The 26,682-nt window shown below is 39.3% G+C and carries 18 protein-coding genes; 12 read left to right on the forward strand and 6 right to left on the reverse strand.

The genetic code is table 11. The features are described from left to right. Positions 1–12: 12 nt before the first annotated feature. From hda to upp, 4 genes are all read right to left on the reverse strand, one after another. Positions 13–720 carry a DnaA inactivator Hda gene (gene hda / locus ABN212_RS14040; RefSeq protein WP_006533048.1) on the reverse strand — a complete coding sequence of 236 codons (708 nt, stop codon included), beginning with the start codon at positions 718–720 and terminating at the stop codon, positions 13–15. 223 nt (positions 721–943) lie between these two features. Beyond that, positions 944–2,149, reverse strand: coding sequence for a mechanosensitive ion channel family protein (locus ABN212_RS14045; RefSeq protein ID WP_088495294.1), 1,206 nt, complete (start codon positions 2,147–2,149; stop codon positions 944–946). Between the two features lie 285 nt (positions 2,150–2,434). Beyond that, positions 2,435–3,736 (reverse strand): uracil permease, encoded by a 1,302-nt coding sequence (gene uraA / locus ABN212_RS14050; RefSeq protein ID WP_109373660.1) that lies wholly within the window; start codon positions 3,734–3,736, stop codon positions 2,435–2,437. A gap of 109 nt (positions 3,737–3,845) precedes the next feature. Beyond that, on the reverse strand, positions 3,846–4,472 hold the full coding sequence (upp, locus tag ABN212_RS14055) for a uracil phosphoribosyltransferase (RefSeq protein ID WP_023581896.1): 627 nt from the start codon (positions 4,470–4,472) through the stop codon (positions 3,846–3,848). A gap of 231 nt (positions 4,473–4,703) precedes the next feature. Here upp and purM point away from each other — a divergent pair, with 231 nt between their 5' ends. The 6 genes from purM (at position 4,704) to mgtE (ending at position 12,445) form a co-directional block, all read left to right on the forward strand. Then, on the forward strand, positions 4,704–5,744 hold the full coding sequence (gene purM, locus ABN212_RS14060) for a phosphoribosylformylglycinamidine cyclo-ligase (RefSeq protein ID WP_349443324.1): 1,041 nt from the start codon (positions 4,704–4,706) through the stop codon (positions 5,742–5,744). Positions 5,745–5,757: 13 nt separating this feature from the next. After that, a complete protein-coding gene (gene purN / locus ABN212_RS14065) occupies positions 5,758–6,387 on the forward strand; it encodes a phosphoribosylglycinamide formyltransferase (protein ID WP_198619851.1) in 630 nt (209 codons plus the stop codon). Positions 6,388–6,493: 106 nt separating this feature from the next. After that, positions 6,494–7,084 carry a spermidine N1-acetyltransferase gene (speG, locus tag ABN212_RS14070; protein ID WP_088495291.1) on the forward strand — a complete coding sequence of 197 codons (591 nt, stop codon included), beginning with the start codon at positions 6,494–6,496 and terminating at the stop codon, positions 7,082–7,084. A gap of 46 nt (positions 7,085–7,130) precedes the next feature. Beyond that, positions 7,131–9,212 (forward strand): polyphosphate kinase 1, encoded by a 2,082-nt coding sequence (gene ppk1 / locus ABN212_RS14075; protein WP_196532480.1) that lies wholly within the window; start codon positions 7,131–7,133, stop codon positions 9,210–9,212. 4 nt (positions 9,213–9,216) lie between these two features. Next, on the forward strand, positions 9,217–10,749 hold the full coding sequence (ppx, locus tag ABN212_RS14080; protein WP_196532479.1) for an exopolyphosphatase: 1,533 nt from the start codon (positions 9,217–9,219) through the stop codon (positions 10,747–10,749). A 232-nt stretch (positions 10,750–10,981) separates the two neighbouring features. Then, positions 10,982–12,445, forward strand: a complete 1,464-nt coding sequence (mgtE, locus tag ABN212_RS14085) for a magnesium transporter (protein WP_109373665.1) — start codon at positions 10,982–10,984, stop codon at positions 12,443–12,445. Between the two features lie 72 nt (positions 12,446–12,517). Here the strand turns inward: mgtE and ABN212_RS14090 are convergent, their stop codons facing one another. Then, complete coding sequence (locus tag ABN212_RS14090; RefSeq protein WP_198619849.1) at positions 12,518–12,739, reverse strand: hypothetical protein; 222 nt, start codon at positions 12,737–12,739, stop codon at positions 12,518–12,520. 773 nt (positions 12,740–13,512) lie between these two features. Between ABN212_RS14090 and ABN212_RS14095 the strand changes: the two genes are divergently transcribed. Next, positions 13,513–14,886: an MFS transporter gene (locus ABN212_RS14095; protein ID WP_109373667.1), complete on the forward strand. Its 1,374-nt coding sequence runs from the start codon at positions 13,513–13,515 to the stop codon at positions 14,884–14,886. Positions 14,887–14,990: 104 nt separating this feature from the next. Here the strand turns inward: ABN212_RS14095 and dtpA are convergent, their stop codons facing one another. Continuing rightward, entirely contained in the window at positions 14,991–16,457 is a 1,467-nt protein-coding gene (dtpA, locus tag ABN212_RS14100; protein ID WP_109374225.1) for a dipeptide/tripeptide permease DtpA, read from the reverse strand. A gap of 562 nt (positions 16,458–17,019) precedes the next feature. Between dtpA and ABN212_RS14105 the strand changes: the two genes are divergently transcribed. The 5 genes from ABN212_RS14105 to baeR are packed head-to-tail and all read left to right on the forward strand — an operon-like array spanning position 17,020 to position 26,585. Continuing rightward, positions 17,020–18,255 carry an MdtA/MuxA family multidrug efflux RND transporter periplasmic adaptor subunit gene (locus ABN212_RS14105; protein WP_198621026.1) on the forward strand — a complete coding sequence of 412 codons (1,236 nt, stop codon included), beginning with the start codon at positions 17,020–17,022 and terminating at the stop codon, positions 18,253–18,255. Then, positions 18,255–21,386, forward strand: coding sequence for an MdtB/MuxB family multidrug efflux RND transporter permease subunit (locus tag ABN212_RS14110; protein WP_349443325.1), 3,132 nt, complete (start codon positions 18,255–18,257; stop codon positions 21,384–21,386). Before ABN212_RS14105 ends, ABN212_RS14110 begins: the two co-directional genes overlap by 1 nt. Beyond that, on the forward strand, positions 21,383–24,466 hold the full coding sequence (gene mdtC / locus ABN212_RS14115) for a multidrug efflux RND transporter permease subunit MdtC (RefSeq protein WP_198621024.1): 3,084 nt from the start codon (positions 21,383–21,385) through the stop codon (positions 24,464–24,466). The genes ABN212_RS14110 and mdtC overlap by 4 nt, the downstream gene beginning before the upstream one ends. Then, positions 24,463–25,839, forward strand: coding sequence for a two-component system sensor histidine kinase BaeS (gene baeS, locus ABN212_RS14120; RefSeq protein ID WP_198621023.1), 1,377 nt, complete (start codon positions 24,463–24,465; stop codon positions 25,837–25,839). The genes mdtC and baeS overlap by 4 nt, the downstream gene beginning before the upstream one ends. Positions 25,840–25,877: 38 nt before the next feature. Then, on the forward strand, positions 25,878–26,585 hold the full coding sequence (gene baeR / locus ABN212_RS14125) for a two-component system response regulator BaeR (RefSeq protein WP_198621022.1): 708 nt from the start codon (positions 25,878–25,880) through the stop codon (positions 26,583–26,585). Positions 26,586–26,682: the final 97 nt, after the last annotated feature.

Raw genomic sequence — 26,682 nt, forward strand, 5'->3', positions numbered from 1 at the left:
GAGTGAGGCTATTTAAAGTTTGAGTATATCTTTCACAAATGGGATGGTCAGTTTACGTTGAGCAACAATAGAAGCGTGATCAAGTTCATCAAGCATTTCAAATAAGGTGCGCATTTTTCTATCTAAACGTTTTAATACAAAACGACCCACATCTTCAGGTAATTCAAACCCACGAAGTTTTGCTCTTAATTGCAGCGCCTGAATTTTTTCTTCGTCACTTAAAGGTTGCAAACGGTAGATTTGCCCCCAATCAAGGCGAGATGCTAAATCAGGAAGTTGTAACTCTATTTGGCGAGGCGGTCTATCCCCTGTAATTAATAAACAGGTTCGTCCATGCTCTAAAACACGGTTATAAAGGTTAAATAAGGCGAGTTCCCACTCTTCATCACCAGCAATACACTGAACATTATCAATACAAACTAAGGATAAATGTTCCATGCCTTCAAGAACATCGGGAACAAAATAGGCACGTTTATCAAGGGGAACATACCCAACAGCATCACCTTTTAATGAAAGCTCAGCACAAGCGGCATGTAATAGATGGCTCTTTCCACCTCCGTCACGGGACCAGAAATAGATATAACTGCCATGAGATTGATGAATGGCGGTTCGAATTGCCGCGACTAACGACGCGTTTTCCCCTGCATAAAAGCTATCGAATGTCTCATCATCGGGCAGAGATAGTGGTAATGATAGCTGTGACGGCGTATTCAGAAGCACCTCACCTGAATAGTTTAATAAACGTGGTGATTCTAACACAAATTCTCACAAGGTCAGAACCAATATTAAAAAAGCACATTGCACTGATTAAGATAACAGCAAGATCACCGAGATAAGCCTATTTTATATACTCCTATCACCTCATTGAAGGGTTTCCTAACTGTACCTCGAGTTATTTAGAGCCAAATCAGAAAGCATTCCGTGTTTAATTAGTTTTACTTTATTATCTGAATTTTAATTTCGCAACATCATTACCAGAAGGTTGCTGATAAATGTCGAGCTTAAAATATTTGGCTGATGCATTTATATACTCAAAAATTTCAGATTGAGTTTCTTCATATTCAACCCAAGTGGTTGCACGAGTAAAACAATATAACTCTACAGGTAGTCCCATTGGTGTAGGTGGCATTGTTCTGATCACTAAATACATATCAGGTCGAACATCACCACGCATTTTTATCCAATTTAGCATGTACTTACGAAATAACTGTAAGTTAGTCACGCCTTTTGTTTCTAACCACTCATTAATATCGCCAATTTCTTCTTCTTTTCCTTCAAGCATCGTTTCTATGCTTTTACGAAGCGGCGCTGTATTTTTTAATTCTAATACTAACTCTTGCGTTGCAAATGAAATCGAAGATTGGTCAATATAAAAACTACGTTTAATCCGACGCCCTCCCGATGAAAACATCGGTTGCCAGTTAGTATATTTTTCGGTCAAAAAGTCTTTGGTTGGAATACGGGAAATTGTATTATCCCAATTACGTACAGTGATCGTATGTAATGCGATATCAATAACCTCACCGCTGATATTACTACTGGGTAATTCAATCCAATCATAAAGCTTTAATACTTTTCCGTTAGAGATAAGAATATTGGCAACAAAAGAGATAAGTGTATGCTGAAAAACAAACATTAACACCGCAGCAATGGCACCAAAGCTTGAGATAATAATAAGTGGTGATTGCTCAGTAAATAACGCAATAATCAGGATAAAAGAGATAATCCAGACCACAATTTTGGCAATTTCAATATAGCCTTTGATGGAATTATTTCGATGCCACGCTTTTTTAGCGTGCCTAATATTGAAGATATCAAGAGCGTTATTAAGCAATGAAGCGATATTGATGATAATAAAGGCGCGAGCAACCGTTTCAAAGATAATATTCATTTCAGCTGAAAAAGACGGTAGTAGCTGATTAATATAGAGAACAAGTGTAACTGCAACAATAGATGCGCTCTTTTTAGCAATATCTTCTATGGTTTCTTCATCTGAAAGCTCAGTAAATAAAAAAAGTAAACGCTTTGCTATTCGGCGGAAAATCATTTTGGCGAGAAACCACACCACCAGCAACACAATAACTAAAAATATTGTGGTAAAAATCTGCTTTGATGTAATGAAATCATAAATTTCAATCAGCTTTTCCATAAATTACGTTATACCTTTTTTGAAACACCCCAACCTTAAAACGAATATCACTTAAATAGCAGATAAAATGCCTATTTCGCATAAGAACAGACCCCCATTGTCTCATTTATTTTATTTAAATAAACATCATGATTGAATTAATCATGCTTTTCTAAGTTTTTAATACTTAAAACATCAAAAATCTTAGTTTTTAATATGACATAAAAATAAAACACAATAAAAAAGGTGGAGATCATCCACCTTTTTTATTAATTTCAGCATATTGCTTTAGATTTACTTAATCGATTACTTTTTGTTTGCTGTACCACTAACCGATTCAATGGTGTTATCTACTAATTCTGTTTCAGGGCGAACAACACTCACTAATTTAAAGATCAAGCTTAAAACAATACCCACGATGGTTGCTAATGCCATGCCTTTTAATTCAGCAGCACCAATTTGAATGGAAGCACCACTCACACCGACAATCAGAATAATGGCAGTTAATATCAAGTTTTGCGGTTTATTATAATCCACTTTTGAATCTAACAAGACACGAATACCTGATGCACCAATAACACCGTAAAGCAGTAATGAAACCCCACCCATAACAGGAACAGGTACAGCAGCGATAGCCGCAGCCAGTTTACCGACACAAGATAATAAGATAGCGAGAATTGCCGCACCACCAATAACCCATGAGCTGTAAACCTTAGTGATAGCCATAACACCAATGTTTTCACCATAAGTGGTATTAGGTGTTGAACCAAAGAAACCCGAAATAATGGTAGAGAAACCGTTTGCGAACATAGAACGATGTAAACCTGGGTTTTTCATTAAATCGCGTTGTACAATATTTGCTGTAACAACAAGGTGCCCAACGTGCTCAGCAATAACAACTAATGCGGCAGGTAGAATAATAAAAATAGCACTCCATTCAAAACGCGGTGAATAGAATGTCGGTAGTGCAAACCAGTTAGCTTCTTTAATTGGTGTAATATCAACAACGCCCAAGAAGAAAGAGAGTGCATAACCTGCTAATACCCCAATAAGAATAGGAATAATAGCAAGGAATCCTCTAAACATCACAGAGCCTAAGATAGTCACACCTAAAGTCACCATAGAAATAAGCAGTGTCTGACTATCAACTGGTGCATCTGCACTTGGTAATAATCCTGCCATTCCCGCAGCGGTTCCTGCTAATTCAAGCCCGATGACGGCAACGATTGCGCCCATTGCCGCAGGCGGGAACATCACATTAATCCAGCCTCGCCCTGCTATTTTGACAATACCAGCAACGATACAAAATAACACACCACAGACGATGAATCCCCCAAGTGCTAATTCATACCCTAAAGGTAACAACAAAAGCACAGGTGAGATAAACGCAAAACTTGAACCTAAATAAGCAGGAATGCGTCCTTTACAAATAAAGAGATAAAGCAGGGTTCCGATCCCGTTAAATAATAATATTGTTGCCGGATTAACTTTAAATAAAATTGGCACAAGTACGGTGGCGCCAAACATTGCAAACAGATGCTGAAGACTCAACGGGATTGTTTGTAATAATGGTGGGCGCTCTTCTACCCCGATTGCACGACGAGTCATGCTTACGACCTCTCTTTAATATGAATGTGAAATTGGTTTGTATATTTCTAACTATAGAACAAGATAATTAGGTTCAAAAAAAAGCCGACTATCAAAGTCGGCTTAATTATTATTTTGTACCAAATATCTTATCACCAGCATCGCCAAGACCTGGAACGATGTACCCGTGCTCATTAAGATGGCTATCAATAGATGCAGTATATAATTCCACATCTGGATGAGCTTCTTCTAATGCCTTAATACCTTCTGGAGCAGCAACCAGTACTAATACTTTAATTGAAGTACAACCCGCATTTTTTAATAAATCAATTGTGGCAATCATAGAGCCGCCTGTTGCTAACATAGGGTCAACAACAAGAGCCATACGCTCTTCAATATTGGATGCTAATTTCTGGAAGTAAGGGACAGGTTTTAATGTTTCTTCATCGCGGTAAACGCCAACTACACTGATTCGGGCACTAGGAATATTTTCTAATACTCCGTCCATCATCCCGATACCTGCACGGAGGATAGGAACTACTGTGATTTTTTTTCCTTTAATCTGTTCTATCTCTACCGAACCACACCAACCTTCTATTGTTACCGTCTCTGTTTCTAAATCGGCGGTAGCTTCATACGTCAGTAGACTGGAAACTTCTGAAGCCAGTTCACGAAAGCGTTTAGTGCTTATATCATGATCTCGCATCAGCCCCAATTTATGTTGAATGAGTGGGTGTTTTACCTCAACGATCTTCATAATTTCTCCTAATGTACGACGCAGCCTGACAAAAAAATCGCGAGATTATACCGCTTTTTTGCCAACATTCCATCGTTTTTCTATTGATATTGATCAAGCGCACAGCTTTTAACCACACCAACATGAATAATTGTGACCTATAAAGAAGATCCTCGCAAACGTTTGCTTTGCCTGTTAGAATAGCGCCCGCACACATTTTTTCTTAACAGCAACTTGCCGTGAGGGCTCTACGTGACTAACAAATCCTCTCTCAGCTATAAAGATGCCGGTGTCGATATTGATGCAGGTAATGCTTTAGTCGATCGTATCAAAGGTGTAGTAAAAGAAACCCGCCGTCCTGAAGTTATGGGGGGTTTAGGTGGCTTTGGCGCACTTTGTGCAATTCCATCTAAATACCGCGAACCTATTTTAGTTTCAGGCACAGATGGCGTAGGAACTAAACTTCGCCTTGCGATGGATTTAAATCGCCATGATGACATCGGGATTGATTTAGTCGCAATGTGTGTCAACGATTTAATTGTTCAAGGTGCAGAACCCCTTTTCTTCCTTGACTACTATGCCACAGGAAAATTAGATGTCGATACCGCAGCACGCGTAGTAACAGGTATTGCAGAAGGTTGTAAGCAATCTGGTTGTGCATTAGTCGGTGGTGAAACTGCTGAAATGCCAGGAATGTATCACGGTAATGATTATGATATCGCAGGCTTTTGTGTCGGCGTGGTTGAAAAATCAGAAATTATCGATGGCAGCAAAGTTAAAGCTGGCGATGCTCTAATCGCTTTAGCATCAAGTGGTCCTCATTCTAATGGTTATTCATTAGTCAGAAAAATTCTTGAAGTCAGCAATACACAAGCTGAAAACACATCCTTAGGCAATAAATCATTAGCTGATCACCTATTAGCCCCTACTCGTATTTATGTAAAGTCACTACTTTCATTAATTGAAAATGTGGATATCCATGCTGTGGCACATATTACAGGTGGCGGATTCTGGGAAAATATTCCTCGTGTATTACCTGAAAATACGCAAGCGCGTATTGATAGTAAAAGCTGGGAATGGCCACTGGTTTTTAAATGGTTACAAGATGCGGGACAAGTCAGCACACATGAAATGTATCGCACCTTTAACTGTGGTGTTGGATTGTTAATTGCCGTTAACCCAAATGACGTTGAAAAAACATTAGCACATCTTGCTGAGTGTGGTGAAAACGCATGGTTAATTGGTGAAATTGCGCCACAAGCTGCGGGTGAAGCACAAGTTATTATTAACTAATGAAAACATGTGAATGAAAAATATTGTCGTCCTCATCTCAGGAAACGGCAGCAACCTACAGGCGATTATTGACGCCTGTAGGGCAAATAAAATCACGGGTAATGTGGTTGCTGTCTTAAGTAATAAAGCTAATGCGTATGGTCTTGAACGGGCAAAACTTGCTGATATTCCAGCATATTTTGTTGATCCAACTCTATATAATGACAGAGCTGATTACGATAAAGCATTAATTGAAAAAATCGATGCTTATCAGCCCGACATTGTGGTTTTAGCCGGTTTTATGCGTATTTTATCGCCTGATTTTGTGACTCATTATCAGCATAAATTATTAAATATTCATCCTTCTTTACTTCCTAAATATCCCGGATTACACACTCATCGCCAAGTTTTAGCGAATAAAGACTCTTTTCATGGCGTTACCGTCCATTTTGTTACAGAAGAACTTGATGGTGGTCCCATGATTATTCAAGCTCGCATTCCTGTTTTACCAGATGATACTGAACAATCATTACAAACAAGAATACAAGCAGAAGAGTATCGTATTTATCCATTAGCGATCGGTTGGTTAGCTGACGAGCGATTAAAAATGCAGAATAATCAAGCCGTTCTCGATGATATTGCGCTTTTCGACAACCTTGATTGACTATTTCGTTTAAGATAAAAAGTCACATTGTGCTACACTGTAGCCCGCGTGACTTTTTTTATGTCACCCTTTTCTCTTTTTATTCAATGCATTCACCGAGGTGCTTATGTCCGGTGGTAAGAAAGTTCCACCTATAAAATTACGTCCTCTCGAACGAGAAGATCTCTCTTTTGTCCATCAACTTGATAATAACGCCAGCGTTATGCGCTATTGGTTTGAAGAGCCTTATGAGGCTTTTATCGAGTTAAGCGACCTTTATGAAAAACATATTCACGACCAAAGTGAACGCCGTTTTATTGCCGAAAGTGACGGCACTAAAGTTGGACTTGTCGAGTTGGTTGAAATTGATTATGTTCACCGTCGTGCTGAATTCCAAATTATCATCGCTCCTGCGCACCAAGGCCATGGATATGCTGCACGCGCGGCGAAACTTGCGATGGATTATGCATTTTCTGTACTTAATTTATACAAACTCTATTTAATCGTCGATAAAGAGAATGCTAAAGCGATTCATATTTATGAAAAGCTTGGCTTTAAAAAAGAAGGTGATTTAATAGATGAGTTTTTTGTTAACGGTGCCTACCGTTCTGCGATTAGAATGTGTACTTTCCAAGCACCTTATTTTGAACAAAAAGCCAAAGAGGCAAAACCCGAGAATTTTGTTAAACCGGGTGCGACTATTAAGCAACACGTCTGATTTATTCAGATATTAAGTTTTAACTTTAACCCTTGTTGGAGTTCAGATGTCCCAGGAACGACTCTATATTGATAAAGAGATCAGTTGGCTTGCGTTTAATGAACGTGTATTACAAGAAGCGGCTGATAAAAGAAACCCGTTAATTGAAAGAGTCAGGTTTCTGGGGATCTATTCAAATAATCTTGATGAGTTTTACAAGGTTCGTTTTGCCGATGTAAAACGCCGTATTTTGATTAATGAAGAACGTGGCTCACGCTCTGCGTCAAGCCATGCTCGTCATCTTATAAAGAAAATTCAATCAAAAGTAGCTAAAGCCGACCAAGAGTTTGATGCTTTATATAATGATTTGTTACTTGAAATGGCGCGAAACCAAATCTTTTTAATTAATGAACGCCAAATCTCGCCTAATCAACAAATCTGGTTACGCCAATATTTTCGTCAAAATTTAAGAAAACACATCACGCCTATTTTAATTAATCCTGAAACAGACTTGGTTGAGTTTCTTAAAGATGACTACACCTATTTAGCGGTTGAAATTGTGCAAGGGCAAATTATTCATTATGCCCTGTTAGAAATTCCGTCAGATAAAGTACCTCGTTTTGTTATTCTGCCGACAGACCAAGGGCGTAGTAAGAAAAAATCCATGATTTTATTGGATAATATTTTACGCTACTGTCTTGATGAGGTGTTTAAAGGCTTCTTTGATTATGACTCATTAAGTGCTTATTCCATGAAAATGACGCGAGATGCAGAATACGATCTTGCAACAGAAATGGAATCAAGTTTACTTGAAATGATGTCATCAACATTAAAACAACGCCTTACCGCAGAGCCTGTCCGTTTTGTTTATCAACGCGATATGCCTGATGAAATGGTGGCGTTGCTGCGCAGTAAATTAGGTTTATCGAACAATGACTCCGTCATTGCTGGTGGTCGTTATCATAATTTTAAAGATTTTATTAACTTCCCAAATGAGGGTAGTAAATTTCTATTAAATAAGCCTATTCCACGTTTACGCCATATTTGGTTTGATAACTTCCGTAATGGCTTTGATGCAATACGTGAGCGTGATGTTTTGCTCTATTATCCTTATCATACCTTTGAGCATGTGTTGGAATTGTTGCGCCAAGCCTCTTTTGACCCAAGTGTTATCTCAATCAAAATCAATATTTACCGTGTTGCTAAAGACTCTCGAATTATTGATTCGATGATCCACGCTGCGCATAACGGCAAACGTGTCACGGTAGTTGTTGAGTTACAAGCACGTTTTGATGAAGCAGCGAATATCCACTGGGCAAAACGCCTGACTGAAGCGGGCGTTCACGTTATTTTCTCTGCACCGGGCTTAAAAATTCACGCGAAGTTATTTATCATTTCACGTTTAGAAAATGGTGAAATCATTCGCTATGCTCATATCGGTACGGGGAACTTTAACGAAAAAACAGCGCGTCTTTATACTGACTATTCACTATTAACGGCTAACACTGAAATTACCAATGAAGTACGTCGCGTTTTTAGCTTTATTGAAAACCCTTATCGCCCTGTCACCTTTGAGCATTTAATGGTTTCGCCACAAAACTCGCGCACCCTTTTAAATCAATTAATCACCAATGAAATTCACAGTGCACAAGCAGGGCATCCTGCGGGTATTACATTAAAAGTGAATAATTTAGTTGATGAAGAATTAGTTAATCGCCTTTATGACGCTTCAGAAGCAGGCGTAAAAGTACGACTGTTAGTTCGAGGAATGTGTTCTTTAGTGCCTAATCAGCCGGGATTTAGTGAAAACATTCAAGTAACCAGTATTGTTGACCGCTTTTTAGAGCATGATCGTGTTTATGTTTTCACCAATAAAGGGGATGAAAAAATCTTTCTCTCCTCTGCCGATTGGATGACGCGAAATCTTGATTATCGCATTGAAGTTGCAGTAGCTTTGCTTGATCCCCAACTTAAACAGCGCGTTCTTGATATACTGGATATTCAATTTAATGACACCGTAAAAGCACGTTATATCGATAAAGATTTAACAAATAGCTATGTTCCTCGTGGAAATAAACGTAAGATCCGTTCCCAGCTTGCTGTCTATGAGTATATTAAATTGTTAGAACAACCCGGTTCACGAGCGTAATTTTATGCCTTTATCACAAGATGACTCTTCACCACGTCCTTTAGAAATTGCGGCTATTGACCTCGGTTCTAATAGTTTTCATATGATAATTGCGCGTGTTGTTAATGGCGCATTACAAGTCTTAAGTCGTTTAAAACAGCGAGTTTATCTTGCTGATGGACTTGATGATGATAACGAATTAAGCGAAGAGGCTATGTTACGTGGGCTCTCCGCCCTTTCCCTTTTTGCTGAAAGGTTACAGGGTTTTCCCGCAGAAAATGTCACCGTCGTGGGAACACACACTTTGCGTGTCGCCACTAATGCGAAAGTCTTTCTTCAACGAGCCAAAGAAGTTATTCCTTATCCTATTGAAATTATTTCAGGGCATGAAGAAGCTCGACTTATTTTTATGGGAGTTGAGCACACTCAATCTGAAAAAGGTCGAAAGCTCGTTATCGATATCGGTGGTGGCTCAACAGAATTGGTTATTGGTGAAAATTTTGAGCCAATTTTAATCGAAAGCCAACGCATGGGTTGTGTCAGTTTTAGTCGTCAATTTTTCCCAGAACAAAAAATTAGCGAATCTGCTTTTCGTAAAGCACGAGAAAAAGCAGCGCGTAAAATGGAAAAAATTGCATGGCAATACAAAATGACTGGCTGGGATGTGGCTTTAGGGGCATCAGGAACAATTAAAGCGGCTCATGAGATCTTAGTTGAGTTTGGTGAAAAAGACGGTGTTATTACTCCAGAACGCCTACTTATGCTCACTAAACAAGTTTTACGATTTAAGAAATTTAAAGATATCGCCCTTCCAGGTTTATCCGATGAACGTAAACATGTTTTTGTGCCAGGTTTGGCGATTTTATGTGGTATTTTTGATTCATTAGGATTAAAAGCCCTACACCTATCTGACGGTGCATTACGTGAAGGTGTGCTTTATGAAATGGAAGGCAGATTTCGCCATCAAGATATCCGCCAGCGCACAGCTAAAAGCCTTGCAGAACACTATAATATCGATAGAGAACAAGCAAAACGTGTTCTTGAAACTATGCAATCTCTTTACGCTCAGTGGGCACAGCAAAATCCTAAGCTAGTTCGCCCTGATTTAGAGGCTATTTTAGTTTGGGCTGTTATGTTACATGAAGTGGGATTAAGTATTAATTTAAGTGGATTACATCGCCATTCTGCTTATATTCTTTCAAATACTGATTTACCTGGCTTTAATCAAGAGCAACAACTGTTATTAACAACTCTCGTTCGCTATCACCGAAAGGGGATCAAGTTAGATGAGTTACCTAAATTTAATCTTTATAAAAAGAAACAGTATTTTCCACTCGTACAAATACTAAGATTAGCAACTTTACTTAATAATCAGCGACAATCGACGACAAAACCTGCATCTTTGCGTTTAGTTACAGATGAAAATCATTGGACGCTTTATTTTCCTGCAAATTATCTTTCTGATAACACATTGATGGAATTGGATTTAGAAAAAGAACAAGAACATTGGCAGTCAGTTCCGGGGTGGAAACTGGATATAAAAGAGGAATCTGCTTAACAATATGATATTATACAGAAAAAGACGCTAGTCAATGCGTCTTTTGTTGCATCTATCATACAACAACTATCACATAACAACATAGGTTTGATTTGTGACGATAATATGAACATCACCAACGCAATATTGTTCAAGATTCATATTTTTTATACGGAGAAGACCGATAATCATCCTAAAATGGAATAATTAGTGTCAATGGTTATCTCCCTCGTAAGAATTAAAAAGGAATAACATGTCTCAACCAGCTATCAACAATGATACTGCGGCTGCCATCAATCCGTATTCACAAAAAGTGGCACACCTGCGTCAGCAAATTTTGAGCATCTTTCTCGAAGATGATCATTTTGTTGAAACCGTTTTAGGTGAAGCAAGTGAAAATGATAGGCTGAGCCACCATGAACTTCATGAAAAAATCACCACTGTTAGAGAATTACTACAAGATCTACACGCGGCAGATATTGCAGATATTCTTGAAGCCCTTCCCTATGACGAACGTCTCGCATTGTGGCATTTGGTTGATAATAATGAACGTGGTGCTGTTTTAGTCGAAGCTTCTGTCGCCGTTTGGGACAGCTTAATTAAAGATATGACTGACCGTGAATTATTACGATCGGTCGCCACATTACATGTGGATGAGCAAGCGTACATCGCAGAGCACTTACCTCGCGATACGATGCGTCGACTTCTTACCTATTTAGAACCAAGTCTGCGTAATAGAATAAGAGAAGTTCTTCAATATCCAAAAGACAGCGTCGGCCAGATGATGGATTTTGAGTTCGTCACTGTGCGAGGTAATGTTACGTTAAAAACGGTACAGCGCTATCTACGCCAACGGGGTTCTATTCCTGAAGCAACGGATAAAATTTTCGTTATTGATAATAAAAATCATCTGTTGGGCGAGCTTCCATTAACCACTGTTTTGACGCAATCTCCTGATAAGCTTGTCTCTGATGTAATGAAAACAGACACCGTGAGCTTTATGCCAGAAGAAAAAGGCGAAGACGCGGCGGGTGCGTTCGAACGTTACGACTTAATTTCTGCGGCTGTTGTTGATAGTAATGGTCTTCTAATGGGGCGATTAACTGTTGAAGATATCGTTGATAACATGCATGAAGAGAGCGATACCAATCTTCGTCGTATGGGTGGTTTGAGCCCAGAAGAAGACGTCTTTGCACCAGTCGGACAAGCGGTTAAAACACGTTGGACTTGGCTTGCTATCAACTTATGTACTGCTTTCGTTGCCTCTCGTGTTATTGGCGTGTTTGAACACACCATTTCCCAATTAGTCGCTTTAGCAACACTGATGCCAATTGTTGCTGGTATTGGGGGAAATACAGGTAATCAGACTATCACAATGATTGTCCGTGCATTAGCTCTACACCAAATTCAAACTGGAAGCTTTTCTTTCTTAATTTTAAGAGAACTTGGTGTTGCCTTTATCAATGGTATTGTGTGGGGAGGGATCATGGGAATTGTCACCTTCCTTCTCTATGGTGACCTTGCAATGGGTGCCGTGATGACAATGGCAATGGTGCTCAACCTGTTAATGGCTGCCATTATGGGCGTATTAATACCAATGACGATGATAAAATTCGGTAAAGATCCTGCCATTGGTTCAAGCGTTATGATAACCGCTATTACGGATACAGGTGGTTTCTTTATCTTCTTAGGTTTAGCAACTATCTTCTTAGTTTAAGACATTTTCTCATTACACTAACGCCACTGATAATAAAATGCAGTGGCGTTTTTTATATCAATCAAACAAATATTAAGCCGTTGTTGATAGGTAATAATAGACAAGCAACAATGCAATAACCAATGAAGTAATAAAAGTCTTTTTAACAGAGGCACTTAATAGATAACTGCCATTTTGATTGGCGTCATTAAGCATGGCTTTTAGTACTAAACCACCACCTAATGCAACGATAGAAAGTGATGCGAACAAAATAATTGCAGCTAAAAGAACAGCACTCATTGAAATAGAGACCATAAATCCTCCGACAGTTCAATTTGACTTACTGATGTAATTATAACCAACAATCACTTTTTTGACGCTTATTTTTGTTTTTATTTCTAATTCGACAATAAAATTCAAAAAAATCACACAATGCATAAAAACACAAAAATATGATTATACACACAAGATTTATTGGCATTGAATTTCAATTTCATTGATATTTTTGAAATTTAAGTTTATCAAAAATATTTTTAACATATAGCAGAATATTCTAGTAATCTATTTTCTATCAGATCATATCTTTCATTATTGATGAGAATAACTTTCTTAATTATCTAATAATTACTTTATTAACGAAAAATAATAAATTAAATTATGACTGAATTTATTATTCAATTTATAATTTAAATCGTAATAAATATATTCAATATAATATCTATTTTATTTGATAATATCGAAATTTCACTTATTAATAAGCATTGTAATATTTTTACAATATATCAACAAAGAAAATAAAATAAGAGTTTAATATTAAGTATCCACAATTAAACCACATAAAAACACAAGAAATGATAATAATAAAGTTCATTTCGTTGTTTTAATTTCATCTATTTACATTATTAAGAGCTTCCTGTTATAACTTAAACCATCATCACAACATTATTCTTTCTCGCATAAATAGCCTATAAATAACCATTCGATGTTATTTATTTTCACCCTATTTTATTCGTTAATTTTCAAAGAATTTACTTGTGATCTTATTACGCATTATTTTTTTATCACGATGATTATTATAGGTTGTAATTATGACATCACAATCACACTCCACTCAGCCGTTGAGTCAACCTACGGCAAGACCATTGAACCGCAACGACTATAAAACGTTGGGTTTATCCTCGCTAGGGGGAACGTTGGAGTTCTATGATTTCGTGATCTTCGTATTCTTTACGAAAACATTGAGCCACTTGTTCTTTCCCGGTGATAACGCCTTTATTGCACAAATGCAGACATTAGGTATTTTTGCTGCTGGTTACCTTGCCCGCCCTTTGGGTGGCATTATTATGGCACACTACGGAGATATTATTGGACGTAAACGCATGTTTACCTTAAGTATCTTCTTAATGGCTGTACCAACATTAGTTATTGGTTTATTACCAACTTATGCCAGTATTGGTGTTGCTGCACCATTATTGTTGTTATTAATGCGCATTATGCAAGGTGCGGCTATTGGTGGTGAAATGCCAGGTGCTTGGGTGTTTATCGCAGAGCACACGCCAAAACAACGTTATGGCTTAGGTGTAGGAACATTAACCTCAGGCATTACAGGCGGTATTTTATTAGGTTCAATCGTGGCAATTATCGTTCAACGTAGCTATACCAGCCAAGAAGTAAATGACTTTGCATGGCGTATACCGTTTATTTTAGGTGGCGTATTCGGTTTGATTTCTGTCTACTTACGTCGCTTCTTACAAGAAACACCTATCTTTAAAGAGATGGCTGCAAAAAAAGCCTTAGCACAAGAAATGCCTGTGGTTTCAGTTATTAAAAATCACAAGCAAGCGTGCTTAATTACTGCTGCATTAACATGGTCTTTATCAACAGCTATTGTTGTCACCATTTTGATGACCCCCGGTGTCATTGTTGAAGGGATCTACAAAATTGATAGAACGACATCATTAGAAGCGAACTGCGTTGCAACATTAACCTTAACCTTAGGTTGCATATTCTGGGGTTGGATTAGTGACAAATTAGGAACACGCGCGTCAATGACATTATCATGGGGTGGTTTGATTGTTACTGCATTCCATTTCTATGGCAGTTTAGATGCAGCAATGTCAGGTTTTCAGTTAGCGTTTAACTATGGTTTGATGGGCTTTTTTGTCGGGGCGATTGCAACTACACCTATCGTTAGCACAAGAGCATTTCCACCATCAATTCGTTTTTCTGGTTTGTCTTTTGCTTACAATATGGCTTATGCCTTATTCGGTGGATTAACGCCGATGTTAACAGGAATATGGTTAGAAAAAACTGCAATGGCAGGTGCATATTATGTTGCAGGCGTATCATTATTAGCTATTGCAGTCGCTTTCTTACCTTTAGCTTATAAAGGTTGGACGGCTGTAAAACCCACCACAAGAGAAAAAGATGTTGCATTGCAGATTGATAAAGTGATCAGTTAGGCCTTTATCAATATCACAAAATCGTTCTACCAGTCCCCTTATACAATACCGCCCTTAATCAGAGCGGTATTTTTTTCTTAAAATTTTATTTTTAAGAGCACAAATTACTGTGTCATTTTACTTAGCATCGGTGCGGTGATCAGCATTAGAACCGCGATAACACCTGTTACAATACCAATTTGTAAGAAGACACTGCTATAAATTTCTAATGAAGCATGAGCACTTTGTACGTCTTCTGGTACTGCCATTAAACTCGCAACTTTACCTGCAATAATTGCAGCGGCTGCCGAAGTTAAGAACCAAGCGCCCATAATAAAGCCCATTAAACGCTGTGGTACAAGTTGAGCAACCATCGCAAGACCTAGGCCAGAAATCATCAGCTCACCAATACTTTGGAAACCATAACTTGCGACCAACCACCATGAAGACACAATACCTGCTTCATTTGCCATGCTAGCACCTAATGGCAGAACTAAGAATGCGGTCGCACTCAAGAACATACCCACAGTGAATTTATATGGCATAGGTAGTTTATCACCCATAAAGTTATATACAGCCGCTAGTAGCGGGCTTGCTAACATGATCCAGAATGGATTAAGTGATTGGAATTGTTCAGGTTCAACGCTGAAACCTAAGATTGAGTGCTCAACGTTATGGATCGCGAAGAAGTTTAAAGAAGTTGGCATTTGATCGTAAAGAACGAAGAATACAACCGCTTCAACCATCAGCAAGAATGCAACAATCATCTTACGGCGAGCCGCACCCTTCATCATGAACGTTTCACGCGCAAAAATCAGGATGATACCTAATGAGATGATTGCTAAAGACCAACTTGCCACTTCATTATTATGTAGCAACCAAGTGGATACAGCGACCAGTGCAACAATACCCACCAGCGTTAATAATAATTTTGAATAGTTAAGCGGTTCAAAGTCAGGTCTAGAACCTTTATCTTTTATCCAACCACGACAAACAACAAAGTTTGCTAGTGTGATCAGCATACCCACAACACTCAGTGCAAATGCAACATCCCAACCATAATTAGCCGCCAACCACGGTGTCGCTAACATGGAGAAGAAAGAACCCACATTGATAGACATGTAGTACATGGTAAATGCACCGTCTAATTGCGGATCGTCTTTCTCATAACAGGTTGCTAATAATGAAGATGGGTTAGCTTTAAATAAACCATTACCTACTGCAATCGTTGCAAGTCCCCAATAAATCACGTCTTTATCGTGATCAGAGAATGCCACCATTGCATAACCAATTGCCAGTACGATTGCACCAAGAATAATAACCCTTTTAGTACCAAGGACTTTATCCCCAAGCCATCCACCGATAGCAACAAAACCATAGACCAACGCGGTAAATGCAGCAAAAACAGTGATAGCTTCCGCTTCACCCATGCCCAGCATTTTAACCAAGTAAACGGCCATGATCCCTTGAAGACCGTAATAGCCGAAACGTTCCCATAACTCGATTGAGAAGATAAGATAAAACGCGCGAGGCTGTTTAAATGCATTCAGGCTCGGTTTTTGTCCATCGTCAGGTGTGTTTGCAGTTGACACTAAAAACCTCTAATTATTCTATTACGCCTTTATATTTAGGCTAATTTTTTACAAAAATTTCGTTATTTAAGACAGAGTTAAAGCTCGGTGAATTTCATACTGGATTGTTATTCTTTGAAAAGAGTTCAACGCAGAGAAAAACAAGGTTGGCATTCTATCACTGGAAAGCATAATTATCTAAGAATTATAACTAACTATTGCGTTTTATCATAGTTACAGGCATTTGTACAAAATAGTTATGCGATTAAAAAAACATCAAACAAAATAACTCACTGATAATCAATAATTTATTTTTCACTTAATTATCCCTATATAAACAATTAAGCTACGCTACTGTTTACCTATATTTTGCTAAATTAGTTCTTATTGAATAACAACGGTAAAATAAGGCCAGTAGCAATTTGTTTTAACTGATTAAAATAACGCCAACAAAACACATTCCTTGACTTAATTTCCATATTTCCTCCATTTTTAACTGTGAAGAAACAGGTAGAATGTCACCATTCCAGATTTTCATTTCAGTATTTCTGATTAGCTAGTTGCCAGTGGGATCACAAAAGTAATGAATAAAAACAAAAATGCTAAAAAAAGAGTTTCTCTCATTATCGCTTTAATCGTCGTAATCGCAGGTGGTTACGCCTATTGGCAATTTAATGCAGCAAAAACAGCGTCGCCCGAAAATAAAGGGACTCAAGCAACAAACACCCAGAGTCGAGGTATATCTGGATCTCGTCGTCCTCCTTTGCCGCCTGTTCAAGTTGCAACATCAACACAAGAAGATGTCCCTCAATTTTTATCTGCTTTAGGTACAGTAAAAGCCACTAACAGCGTGACCGTCACTAGCCGTGTTGAAGGTCAATTAATGGCGCTACATTTCACCGAAGGCCAACAAGTTCAAAAAGGCGATCTCTTAGCTGAAATTGACTCGCGCCCTTTTGAAGTACAATTAGCCCAAGCCAAAGGACAGCTAGCAAAAGATCAAGCCACATTAGCAAATGCACGCCTTGATTTAGTGCGTTATCAGAAATTAGCGAAAACTAACTTAGTCTCACAACAAGAGTTAGATAATCAGCAAGCTTTAGTAAAACAATCTGAAGCCAGTATTCGTATTGATGAAGCCACTATCAGCAATGCACAACTGCAATTAACCTACAGCAAAATCACGGCACCTATTTCAGGCCGAGTGGGTTTAAAGCAAGTTGATGTAGGAAACTATATTTCTGGCGGTTCATCCACGCCTATCGTTGTTATCAATCAAATGGACCCTGTTGATGTGCTTTTTACTTTGCCAGAACAAGATTTAGCGAATGTTATTCAAGCACGTAAAAACAATGCAGATTTGCCTGTTACGGCGTTAGATAGAAATAATCAATTTGAATTAGCACAAGGCACACTATTTAGTGTTGATAATCAAATTGATGCAGCGACAGGCACCATAAAGTTAAAAGCCCGTTTCCCTCAACAAGAAAATACACTATTCCCTAATCAATTCGTGAATGTACGCCTTTACGTCACCACGTTAGAAAAGGCAGTGGTTATTCCTAATGCAGCATTGCAAATGGGGAATGAAGGTCACTTTGTCTGGGTTGTTGATAGCGAAGATAAAGTGAGCAAATTACGTGTTGAAGTTGCATTACAAAATGCAGAAAAAGTGGTTATCGCTTCGGGTTTATCAGCAAATCAACGTGTTGTAACCGATGGTGTGGATAGATTAACACAAGGTGCAAAAGTCGATATCGTGACACCAACAGCACCAAAAAATAAAGAAAATGACCGTGTTGTCGCGGAGAAAGCGTAATGACAGAAAAAACACACGGTACAGGTGGCGGTCCTTCTCGCTTATTTATTCTGCGCCCTGTTGCAACAACTTTATTTATGGTTGCCATACTGTTAGCGGGTATTGTTGGCTATCGTATGTTGCCAGTGTCTGCCTTGCCAGAAGTCGATTACCCAACAATTCAAGTTGTTACACTCTATCCTGGTGCAAGCCCTGATGTAATGACATCCGCGGTTACCGCGCCATTAGAGCGTCAATTTGGGCAGATGTCTGGATTAAAACAGATGTCGTCACAAAGCTCTGGTGGTGCATCAGTGATCACACTGATGTTTCAACTCACATTACCATTAGATGTTGCAGAGCAAGAGGTACAAGCTGCGATAAATGCAGCGACTAATCTGCTACCATCCGATTTACCTTATCCTCCGATTTACAGCAAAGTCAATCCGGCTGATCCGCCTATTTTAACCTTGGCGGTTACTAGCTCAACATTACCAATGACACAGTTGCAAGATATGGTTGAAACCCGTATTTCGCAAAAAATCTCACAAGTTAATGGCGTGGGTTTGGTGGCACTAGCGGGTGGTCAGCGCCCCGCTGTTAGAGTCAAACTCAATGCACAAGCCGCAGCATCTTACGGTTTAGATAGCGAAAAAATTCGTGTAGCAATCAATAATGCGAACATTAACTCAGCGAAAGGGAGCCTTGATGGGCCAACTCGCTCTGTGACGTTATCTGCTAATGATCAGATGAAATCATTAGAAGATTACCGCCAATTAATCGTTACCTATAAAAATGACGCACCAATCCGTTTATCTGATATTGCCACTATTGAACAAGCACCTGAAAACAATCAATTAGGAGCATGGGCGAATAATGAGCAAGCGATTATTATTAATGTTCAACGACAACCTGGTGTCAACGTTATTGATACCACTGATAATATTCGTAATTTATTGCCGGATTTAGTCTCTAATTTACCAAAATCCGTTAATGTTGAGATCTTAACAGACAGAACGACAACGATCCGCGCTTCAGTTAAAGATGTGCAGTTTGAACTTGGTTTAGCTATCGCCCTTGTGGTAATGGTCATTTATCTCTTTTTACGTAATGGTGTCGCAACCTTAATCCCAAGTATTGCCGTACCGCTTTCATTAGTAGGTACGTTTGCGGTGATGTATTTTTGTGGATTCTCTGTCAACAACCTCACTTTAATGGCATTAACCATTGCCACAGGCTTTGTTGTCGATGATGCCATTGTTGTGATTGAAAATATTTCCCGTTATCTCGAACGTGGTGATAAACCGTTAACAGCCGCTTTAAAAGGAGCTGGTGAGATTGGCTTTACCATTATTTCACTCACTTTCTCTCTGATTGCCGTACTGATCCCCCTATTATTTATGGGAGATATTGTTGGTCGTCTATTTAGAGAGTTTGCAATCACCCTTGCTGTTGCCATTCTAATCTCTGCGGTGGTTTCGCTCACATTAACGCCAATGATGTGTGCTCGATTGCTAAAACCTGAAAATGAAATCAAACACAACCGTTTTGAAATGGCGTGCGAGCGTTTTTTTGAAAAAATGATTGCAGTGTATGCAGTTTGGCTCAAACGTGTTTTAAACCATCAATGGATAACGCTTGGCGTAGCACTTAGCACATTAGTACTAACCGTATTGCTATATATGTTTATTCCTAAAGGCTTCTTCCCATTACAAGATAACGGGCTATTGCAAGGCACCATTGAAACCTCACAATCTATTTCTTACCAAGCAATGGTAGAAAAACAGCAACAGGTCGTTGATAAATTAATTGATGATCCTGCTATTGATAATATTGCTAGTTTCGTGGGTATTGATGGAAGCAACGCAACCTTAAACACCGGTCGTTTACAAATTACGTTGAAGCCTCTTGATCAGCGTGAAGATCGGATAGATGTGATTATTCCTCGTTTACAAGAGCGTATTGCTTCTATTTCAGGAATGACTCTCTATCTACAACCAACTCAAGATTTAACGATTGATACGCAAGTTTCTCGTACTCAGTATCAATTTACGCTACAAGCAACATCATTAGATGAATTGGCCTCTTGGGTACCCAAACTCTCTCAAGCATTAAAAGATAGCCCTGAATTGACTGATATTAGCAGTGATTGGCAAGATAACGGCATGATGGCGTATATCAAAGTGGATAGAGACTCAGCAAGCCGTTTAGGTATTTCAATGAGTGATATTGATAATGCACTTTATAATGCGTTTGGTCAGCGTTTAATTTCCACTATCTACACTCAAGCAAATCAGTATCGCGTGGTATTAGAACAAAATATTCGCAACGGAGATGGATTACAGGCACTTTCAGCCGTGCATTTAACGGGTAAAGATGGTGCGATGGTACCTTTATTATCTATTGCATCCGTAGAGCAACGCTTGGCACCGCTCTCTATTAATCATCAAGAACAATTTCCTTCAGCAACATTCTCATTTAATGTCGCGGAACAATCCTCTCTTGAAGAAGCGGTGAATGCAGTGAAATTGGCTGAAGAGCAGATTTCTATGCCAAAAGATATTACCACCCAATTCCAAGGGGCGACACTGGCATTTGAAAGCGCGCTTTCGAGTACTTTGTGGCTGATTATCGCGGCAATTGTAGCAATGTATATTGTATTAGGCGTGCTATATGAGAGTTTTATTCACCCTATTACTATTTTATCTACACTGCCAACAGCGGGTGTTGGGGCATTACTTGCTTTAATTGCAGCAGGCAATGAGCTTGATATTATTGCGATTATTGGGATCATCTTGCTTATCGGGATCGTAAAGAAAAATGCGATCATGATGATAGACTTTGCCCTTGCCGCTGAACGAGAACAAGGTTTAACGCCTTACGAAGCTATTTATCAAGCGTGTTTATTACGTTTCCGCCCAATCTTAATGACCACAATGGCGGCGCTTTTAGGTGCTTTACCTTTAATGTTGAGTACAGGTGTAGGGGCAGAATTACGTCAACCATTAGGGGTTTGTATGGTTGGAGGCTTAATTATGAGCCAGATCTTAACCCTATTTACGACACCGGTAATTTATCTGTTATTTGATAAATTATCGCTCTATATCAACCGCAATAAACACGTTGAAAATAATAACGGGGCTGTATCATGAAGTTCTTCGCCCTCTTTATTCAACGACCTGTAGCAACCACGTTGCTCAGTTTAGCAATTTCACTTTGCGGTGTATTGGGCTTTATGTTACTTCCTGTGGCGCCTTTGCCACAGGTGGATTACCCCGTTATTAATATCAATGCCTCATTGCCTGGGGCATCTCCTGAAACGATGGCATCCTCTGTTGCTACGCCACTTGAGCGCTCTTTAGGGCGTATCGCGGGGATTGATGAGATGACATCAAGCAGTTCGCTAGGGAGTACCAATATCACACTGGTTTTCGATTTAAATAAAGATATCAATACGGCGGCACGAGATGTACAGGCGGCATTAAATGCATCACAAAGCTTGCTACCTTCAGGGATGCCAAGCCGCCCACGTTATTATAAATCGAATCCTTCTGATGCACCGATTATGATTTTAACGCTCACCTCTGACACACAAAACACGGGTGAGCTTTACGATTTAGCATCAACACGATTGGCACAAAAAATCTCACAAATTGAAGGCGTCAGTGAAGTTTCTGTCGGTGGCGGTTCACTACCTGCGGTTCGTGTCGCCCTTAATCCTGATGCATTGTTCAATCAAAACGTAAGCCTAGATGATGTCAGAAAAGCCATAAACCAAGCTAATGTGCGACGACCTCAAGGCTTTGTGAATAATGATGATAATCGTTGGCAAATTCAAACCAATGATGAACTAAGCAAAGCCGCTGAATATCGTCCAATTATTGTGCATTACAATCAAGATGCGGTTGTGCGTCTAAGTGATGTGGCACAAGTGACTGATTCCGTACAAAACGCACGCGCTGCGGGTATGAGTGGCGGTGAGCCTGCTATCTTGTTGGTTATTCGCCGTGAAGCAGGTGCAAATATTATTGAAACCGTTAATCGTATTCGTGATGAACTTCCTGAATTGCGTGAGCTTATTCCTGCCAGTGTTGATTTAAAAGTTGCACAAGATAGAACACCGACTATTCGCGCATCCCTAGCTGAAGTTGAACGTGCGTTAGCCATTGCGGTGGCGTTAGTCATTTTAGTGGTGTTCTTATTTTTACGCTCAGGTCGCGCCACTCTGATCCCTGCTGTTGCTGTACCCGTTTCATTAATTGGTACATTTTCAGCGATGTATCTCTGTGGCTTTAGCTTAAACAACCTTTCATTAATGGCATTAACGGTTGCTACAGGTTTTGTGGTTGATGATGCGATTGTCGTACTTGAAAACATCTCTCGTCATATCGAAAATGGTTTAAAGCCTAAACAAGCCGCACTAAAAGGTGTCGGTGAAGTGGGTTTTACCGTACTTTCGATGAGTATTTCTCTTGTTGCCGTTTTTATTCCATTACTGTTAATGGATGGTCTTGTTGGGCGATTATTTAAAGAATTTGCCATTACGTTAACGACAGCAATCGCTATCTCTTTGTTTGTTTCGTTAACGCTAACCCCCATGATGTGCGCACATTTATTAAAAGGAATGAAACCGAAAGCACAGTCGCATTTACGAGGTTTTGGTAAGTTACTTTTCCGCGCCCAACAAGGTTACAGCGTCACATTACAAGCTGCATTGCGCCATAAACGCTGGGTTATGACGATTTTTCTCGCAACCTTGGGCTTAAATGTTTATTTATATATTAGCGCGCCCAAAACCTTTTTCCCCGATCAAGATACAGGTCGATTAATGGGATTTGTGCGAGCGGATCAGAGTATTTCATTCCAGTCGATGAAAGAAAAAATGGCTCGCTTTATGCAGGAAATTAATGCGGATAAAGACGTGGATAGCGTGACTGGTTTTACTGGTGGCGGTCGCATTAACAGTGGGTTTATGTTTATCTCCCTCAATCCGTTGTCAGAAAGAACTGACAGTGCGAATCAAGTTATTAATCGTTTACGCACAAAATTAGCGAATGAACCCGGAGCTAACCTCTTTTTAATGCCCGTACAGGATGTAAGAGCGGGTGGGCGTCAAGCCAATGCCAGTTATCAATTTACATTATTAGCCGATGATTTAAGCGAGTTGCGTAAATGGGAGCCTATTGTACGTAAAGCCTTAGGCGAATTACCTGAGCTTGTGGATGTTAACTCAGATAAAGAAGACAAAGGCGCTGAAATGGCTCTGACTTATGATCGCGATACGATGTCGCAATTAGGTATTAATGTCAGTGATGTGAATAATCTACTTAACAATGCCTTTGGTCAACGCCAGATCTCCACCATTTATGCGCCATTAAATCAGTATAAAGTGGTGATGGAAGTGTCTGAACAATATACCCAAGATGTCTCTGCATTAGATAAAATGTATGTGGTCAATTCACAAGGTGAACGTATTCCATTATCCGCATTCGCCAGTTGGTATCCTGCTAACGCACCATTAAGTGTGAATCACCAAGGATTATCCGCAGCGTCAACTATTGCTTTTAATATACCTGAAGGCTATACGTTAGCTGATGCCATTAATTCTATTGAACGCACAATGACTGAATTGGGTGTACCCAATACGGTAAGAGGCACATTTGCGGGCACTGCACAGGTTTTCCAAGAAACCATAAAGTCACAGCTTATTCTTATCTTGGCAGCAATAGTCACGGTGTATTTAGTGTTAGGTGTGCTGTATGAAAGCTATATTCATCCGCTAACCATTTTATCTACCCTTCCTTCTGCGGGCGTAGGTGCGTTATTGGCGTTACAGCTTTTCGATACCCCCTTTAGCCTAATTGCACTTATCGGCATTATGTTGCTTATTGGTATTGTGAAGAAAAACGCCATTATCATGGTAGATTTTGCAATTACCGCACAGCGTGAAGGTAAATTGTCTGCCAAAGAGGCGATTATTCAAGCCAGCTTATTGCGTTTTCGTCCTATTATTATGACGACACTTGCGGCGTTATTTGGTGCTTTGCCGTTAATGTTAGGCAGTGGTGATGGTGCAGAATTAAGACAACCTTTGGGTATTACCATCGTCGGTGGCTTATTAATGAGCCAGCTATTAACGCTCTATACCACCCCTGTTATTTATCTATTTTTTGATGGATTGCGTGAACGTTGGCAACAACGACGTATCAGCAAAAAAGAGGCAAATGCATGAAATTGAGAAGCAAGCTGTTTCTGGTGATTTTCGCAACGTGCATGGTGGTTGTCTTTGCTATGCATATTGGTATTCGTAGTAGCTTTCAACAAGGCTTTATTGGCTATATCAAGAAAAACAGTGAACAGCGAGCAACTCATATTGCAGAAGCCTTAACTGAACAATATGAATTAGCTGGTGATTGGCATTTTTTATACAAAGATGAACATTCTGTCTATCAAATATTAAGAACCATTGATCAGATAAGCCAAAGTGGTGATGGCCCTCCGCCTCGCGGTTGGCGTACACAGTTTTGGATTGTAGATAAAGACATGAAGCGCTTATTTGGACATGACAATCAATTTCCCGCAGAGACATTTAAAAAACCTATTACCTTTCACGATGAAATTGTTGGATGGGTGATTGTCAGTGCCGCAGATAAAATCAGTAGTGAAGCCGATATCAGTTTTGATAAGCAACAACTGCGTACCAGTTGGATTATTGCAGGTGCAACTGTTCTGTTTGCACTGCTAATCACATTGGTTCTTTCTCGCAGCATGATACGCCCTGTTAAGCGTTTGGTTGAAGCAACCCATAAACTGGCTGCTGGCGATTTCTCTGTTCGGGTTCATCCTACTAGTAAAGATGAAATCAGCCAACTCGCCACTGATTTTAACCAACTTGCCAGTACATTAGAAAAAAATGAGCAAATTCGCCGTGATTATATGGCCGACATCTCTCATGAATTGCGAACACCACTGGCTATCTTAAAAGGTGAGCTTGAAGCATTACAAGATGGTGTGAGAAAACCTACAGCCGAAACCTTAAATTCTCTGTTATTTGAAGTGACGAATCTGACTAAACTCGTCAATGATCTCCACCAGCTTTCATTATCAGATAGAGGCTCTTTAACCTATCGCAAAGACTTTGTTGATATTAATGAAGTAATTTTATTAGCGGTAGCCTCTTATCGTCACACTTACCAAACCAAAGATATTGCCCTATTCACCGAGTTAGATGATTTATCGTCGCTGATTGTACAAGCCGATCCAGATAGGCTTATCCAGCTTTTTCACAATCTGTTAGAAAATAGCGTTCGTTATACCTATTCTGGAGGTCAATTACATATCAGTACCAAGAAAGGCCATAATAGTGTGCTAATTTCATTAGAAGATAGCGCACCAGGGCTTGATGAATCGCAATATAAAGCGGTTTTTCAGCGTTTTTATCGTGCTGAAAGTTCACGAAATCGAGCAAGTGGTGGGTCTGGATTAGGGCTTGCGATTTGCGAAAATATTATTGAAGCTCATAATGGTAAGATAAGTGCCATGCCTTCCTCTTTAGGTGGCATGAAAATCCTTATAGAATTACCTGCATATTCTGATGATAATTAAGCCTTATCATTTTGCGCTAATAATTATTGAGCTGATAAATGACAACGACTGAATCACCCTATTCAATCCTAATTGTTGAAGATGAACCCAAACTTGCACAATTGCTCATTGATTATCTGCAAGCATCAGGTTATCAAACACATTGGTTAGCCGATGGCGCGGAAGTCAGCCATTGTGTAAAACAGCAGCACTATGATTTAGTTTTGTTAGATCTTATGTTACCTGTAAAAGATGGCATCACAATTTGTAAAGAGTTGCGCCAATTCTCCGACATTCCCATTATTATGGTCACTGCCAAAACAGAAGAAGTCGATAGATTATTAGGTCTTGAAATTGGTGCTGATGATTATATTTGCAAACCATATAGCCCAAGAGAAGTGGTCGCCAGAGTCAAAACGTTATTGCGTCGTTTTTATCGTCCTCAAGATATTGTTCAGAGCGATAAGTTAGTTGTGATTGATGAACAGGCTTATCAAATCCAATACAATAATAAAATTCTCGATTTAACCACCGCTGAATTTCGCCTATTAAAGGCCTTAGCCACACAACCAGGCAAGATATTAACGCGAGATCAGCTTATGGATCATCTTTATGATGATTACCGCATTGTGACGGATAGAACCATTGATAGTCATATTAAAAACTTACGACGTAAACTTGAGCAACTTAACGATCAAATTGAATTTATTCGCTCAATTTATGGTCAAGGTTATCGTTGGGAAACCCAAGCTTACCGTTTTCGATGATATTTTTTCAGGAATACATTGAACCTCGCTACACTTAAGCGCTAGAATCCACCCCTTTATGATATACCCCTACCCAATGTGTGGGGGGACTGACTTG

Source organism: Proteus genomosp. 6 (genome assembly GCF_040139785.1).
Lineage (GTDB): Bacteria > Pseudomonadota > Gammaproteobacteria > Enterobacterales > Enterobacteriaceae > Proteus.

What these genes read in the sequence shown, in the direction of transcription:
- ABN212_RS14045 (WP_088495294.1), bottom strand. Translation starts at nt 2,149, where the DNA reads ATGGAAAAGCTGATTGAAATTTATGATTTCATTACATCAAAGCAGATT.
- uraA (WP_109373660.1), bottom strand. Translation starts at nt 3,736, where the DNA reads ATGACTCGTCGTGCAATCGGGGTAGAAGAGCGCCCACCATTATTACAA.
- upp (WP_023581896.1), bottom strand. Translation starts at nt 4,472, where the DNA reads ATGAAGATCGTTGAGGTAAAACACCCACTCATTCAACATAAATTGGGG.
- purN (WP_198619851.1), top strand. Translation starts at nt 5,758, where the DNA reads ATGAAAAATATTGTCGTCCTCATCTCAGGAAACGGCAGCAACCTACAG.
- speG (WP_088495291.1), top strand. Translation starts at nt 6,494, where the DNA reads ATGTCCGGTGGTAAGAAAGTTCCACCTATAAAATTACGTCCTCTCGAA.
- ppk1 (WP_196532480.1), top strand. Translation starts at nt 7,131, where the DNA reads ATGTCCCAGGAACGACTCTATATTGATAAAGAGATCAGTTGGCTTGCG.
- ppx (WP_196532479.1), top strand. Translation starts at nt 9,217, where the DNA reads ATGCCTTTATCACAAGATGACTCTTCACCACGTCCTTTAGAAATTGCG.
- mgtE (WP_109373665.1), top strand. Translation starts at nt 10,982, where the DNA reads ATGTCTCAACCAGCTATCAACAATGATACTGCGGCTGCCATCAATCCG.
- ABN212_RS14090 (WP_198619849.1), bottom strand. Translation starts at nt 12,739, where the DNA reads ATGGTCTCTATTTCAATGAGTGCTGTTCTTTTAGCTGCAATTATTTTG.
- ABN212_RS14095 (WP_109373667.1), top strand. Translation starts at nt 13,513, where the DNA reads ATGACATCACAATCACACTCCACTCAGCCGTTGAGTCAACCTACGGCA.
- ABN212_RS14105 (WP_198621026.1), top strand. Translation starts at nt 17,020, where the DNA reads ATGAATAAAAACAAAAATGCTAAAAAAAGAGTTTCTCTCATTATCGCT.
- ABN212_RS14110 (WP_349443325.1), top strand. Translation starts at nt 18,255, where the DNA reads ATGACAGAAAAAACACACGGTACAGGTGGCGGTCCTTCTCGCTTATTT.
- mdtC (WP_198621024.1), top strand. Translation starts at nt 21,383, where the DNA reads ATGAAGTTCTTCGCCCTCTTTATTCAACGACCTGTAGCAACCACGTTG.
- baeS (WP_198621023.1), top strand. Translation starts at nt 24,463, where the DNA reads ATGAAATTGAGAAGCAAGCTGTTTCTGGTGATTTTCGCAACGTGCATG.
- baeR (WP_198621022.1), top strand. Translation starts at nt 25,878, where the DNA reads ATGACAACGACTGAATCACCCTATTCAATCCTAATTGTTGAAGATGAA.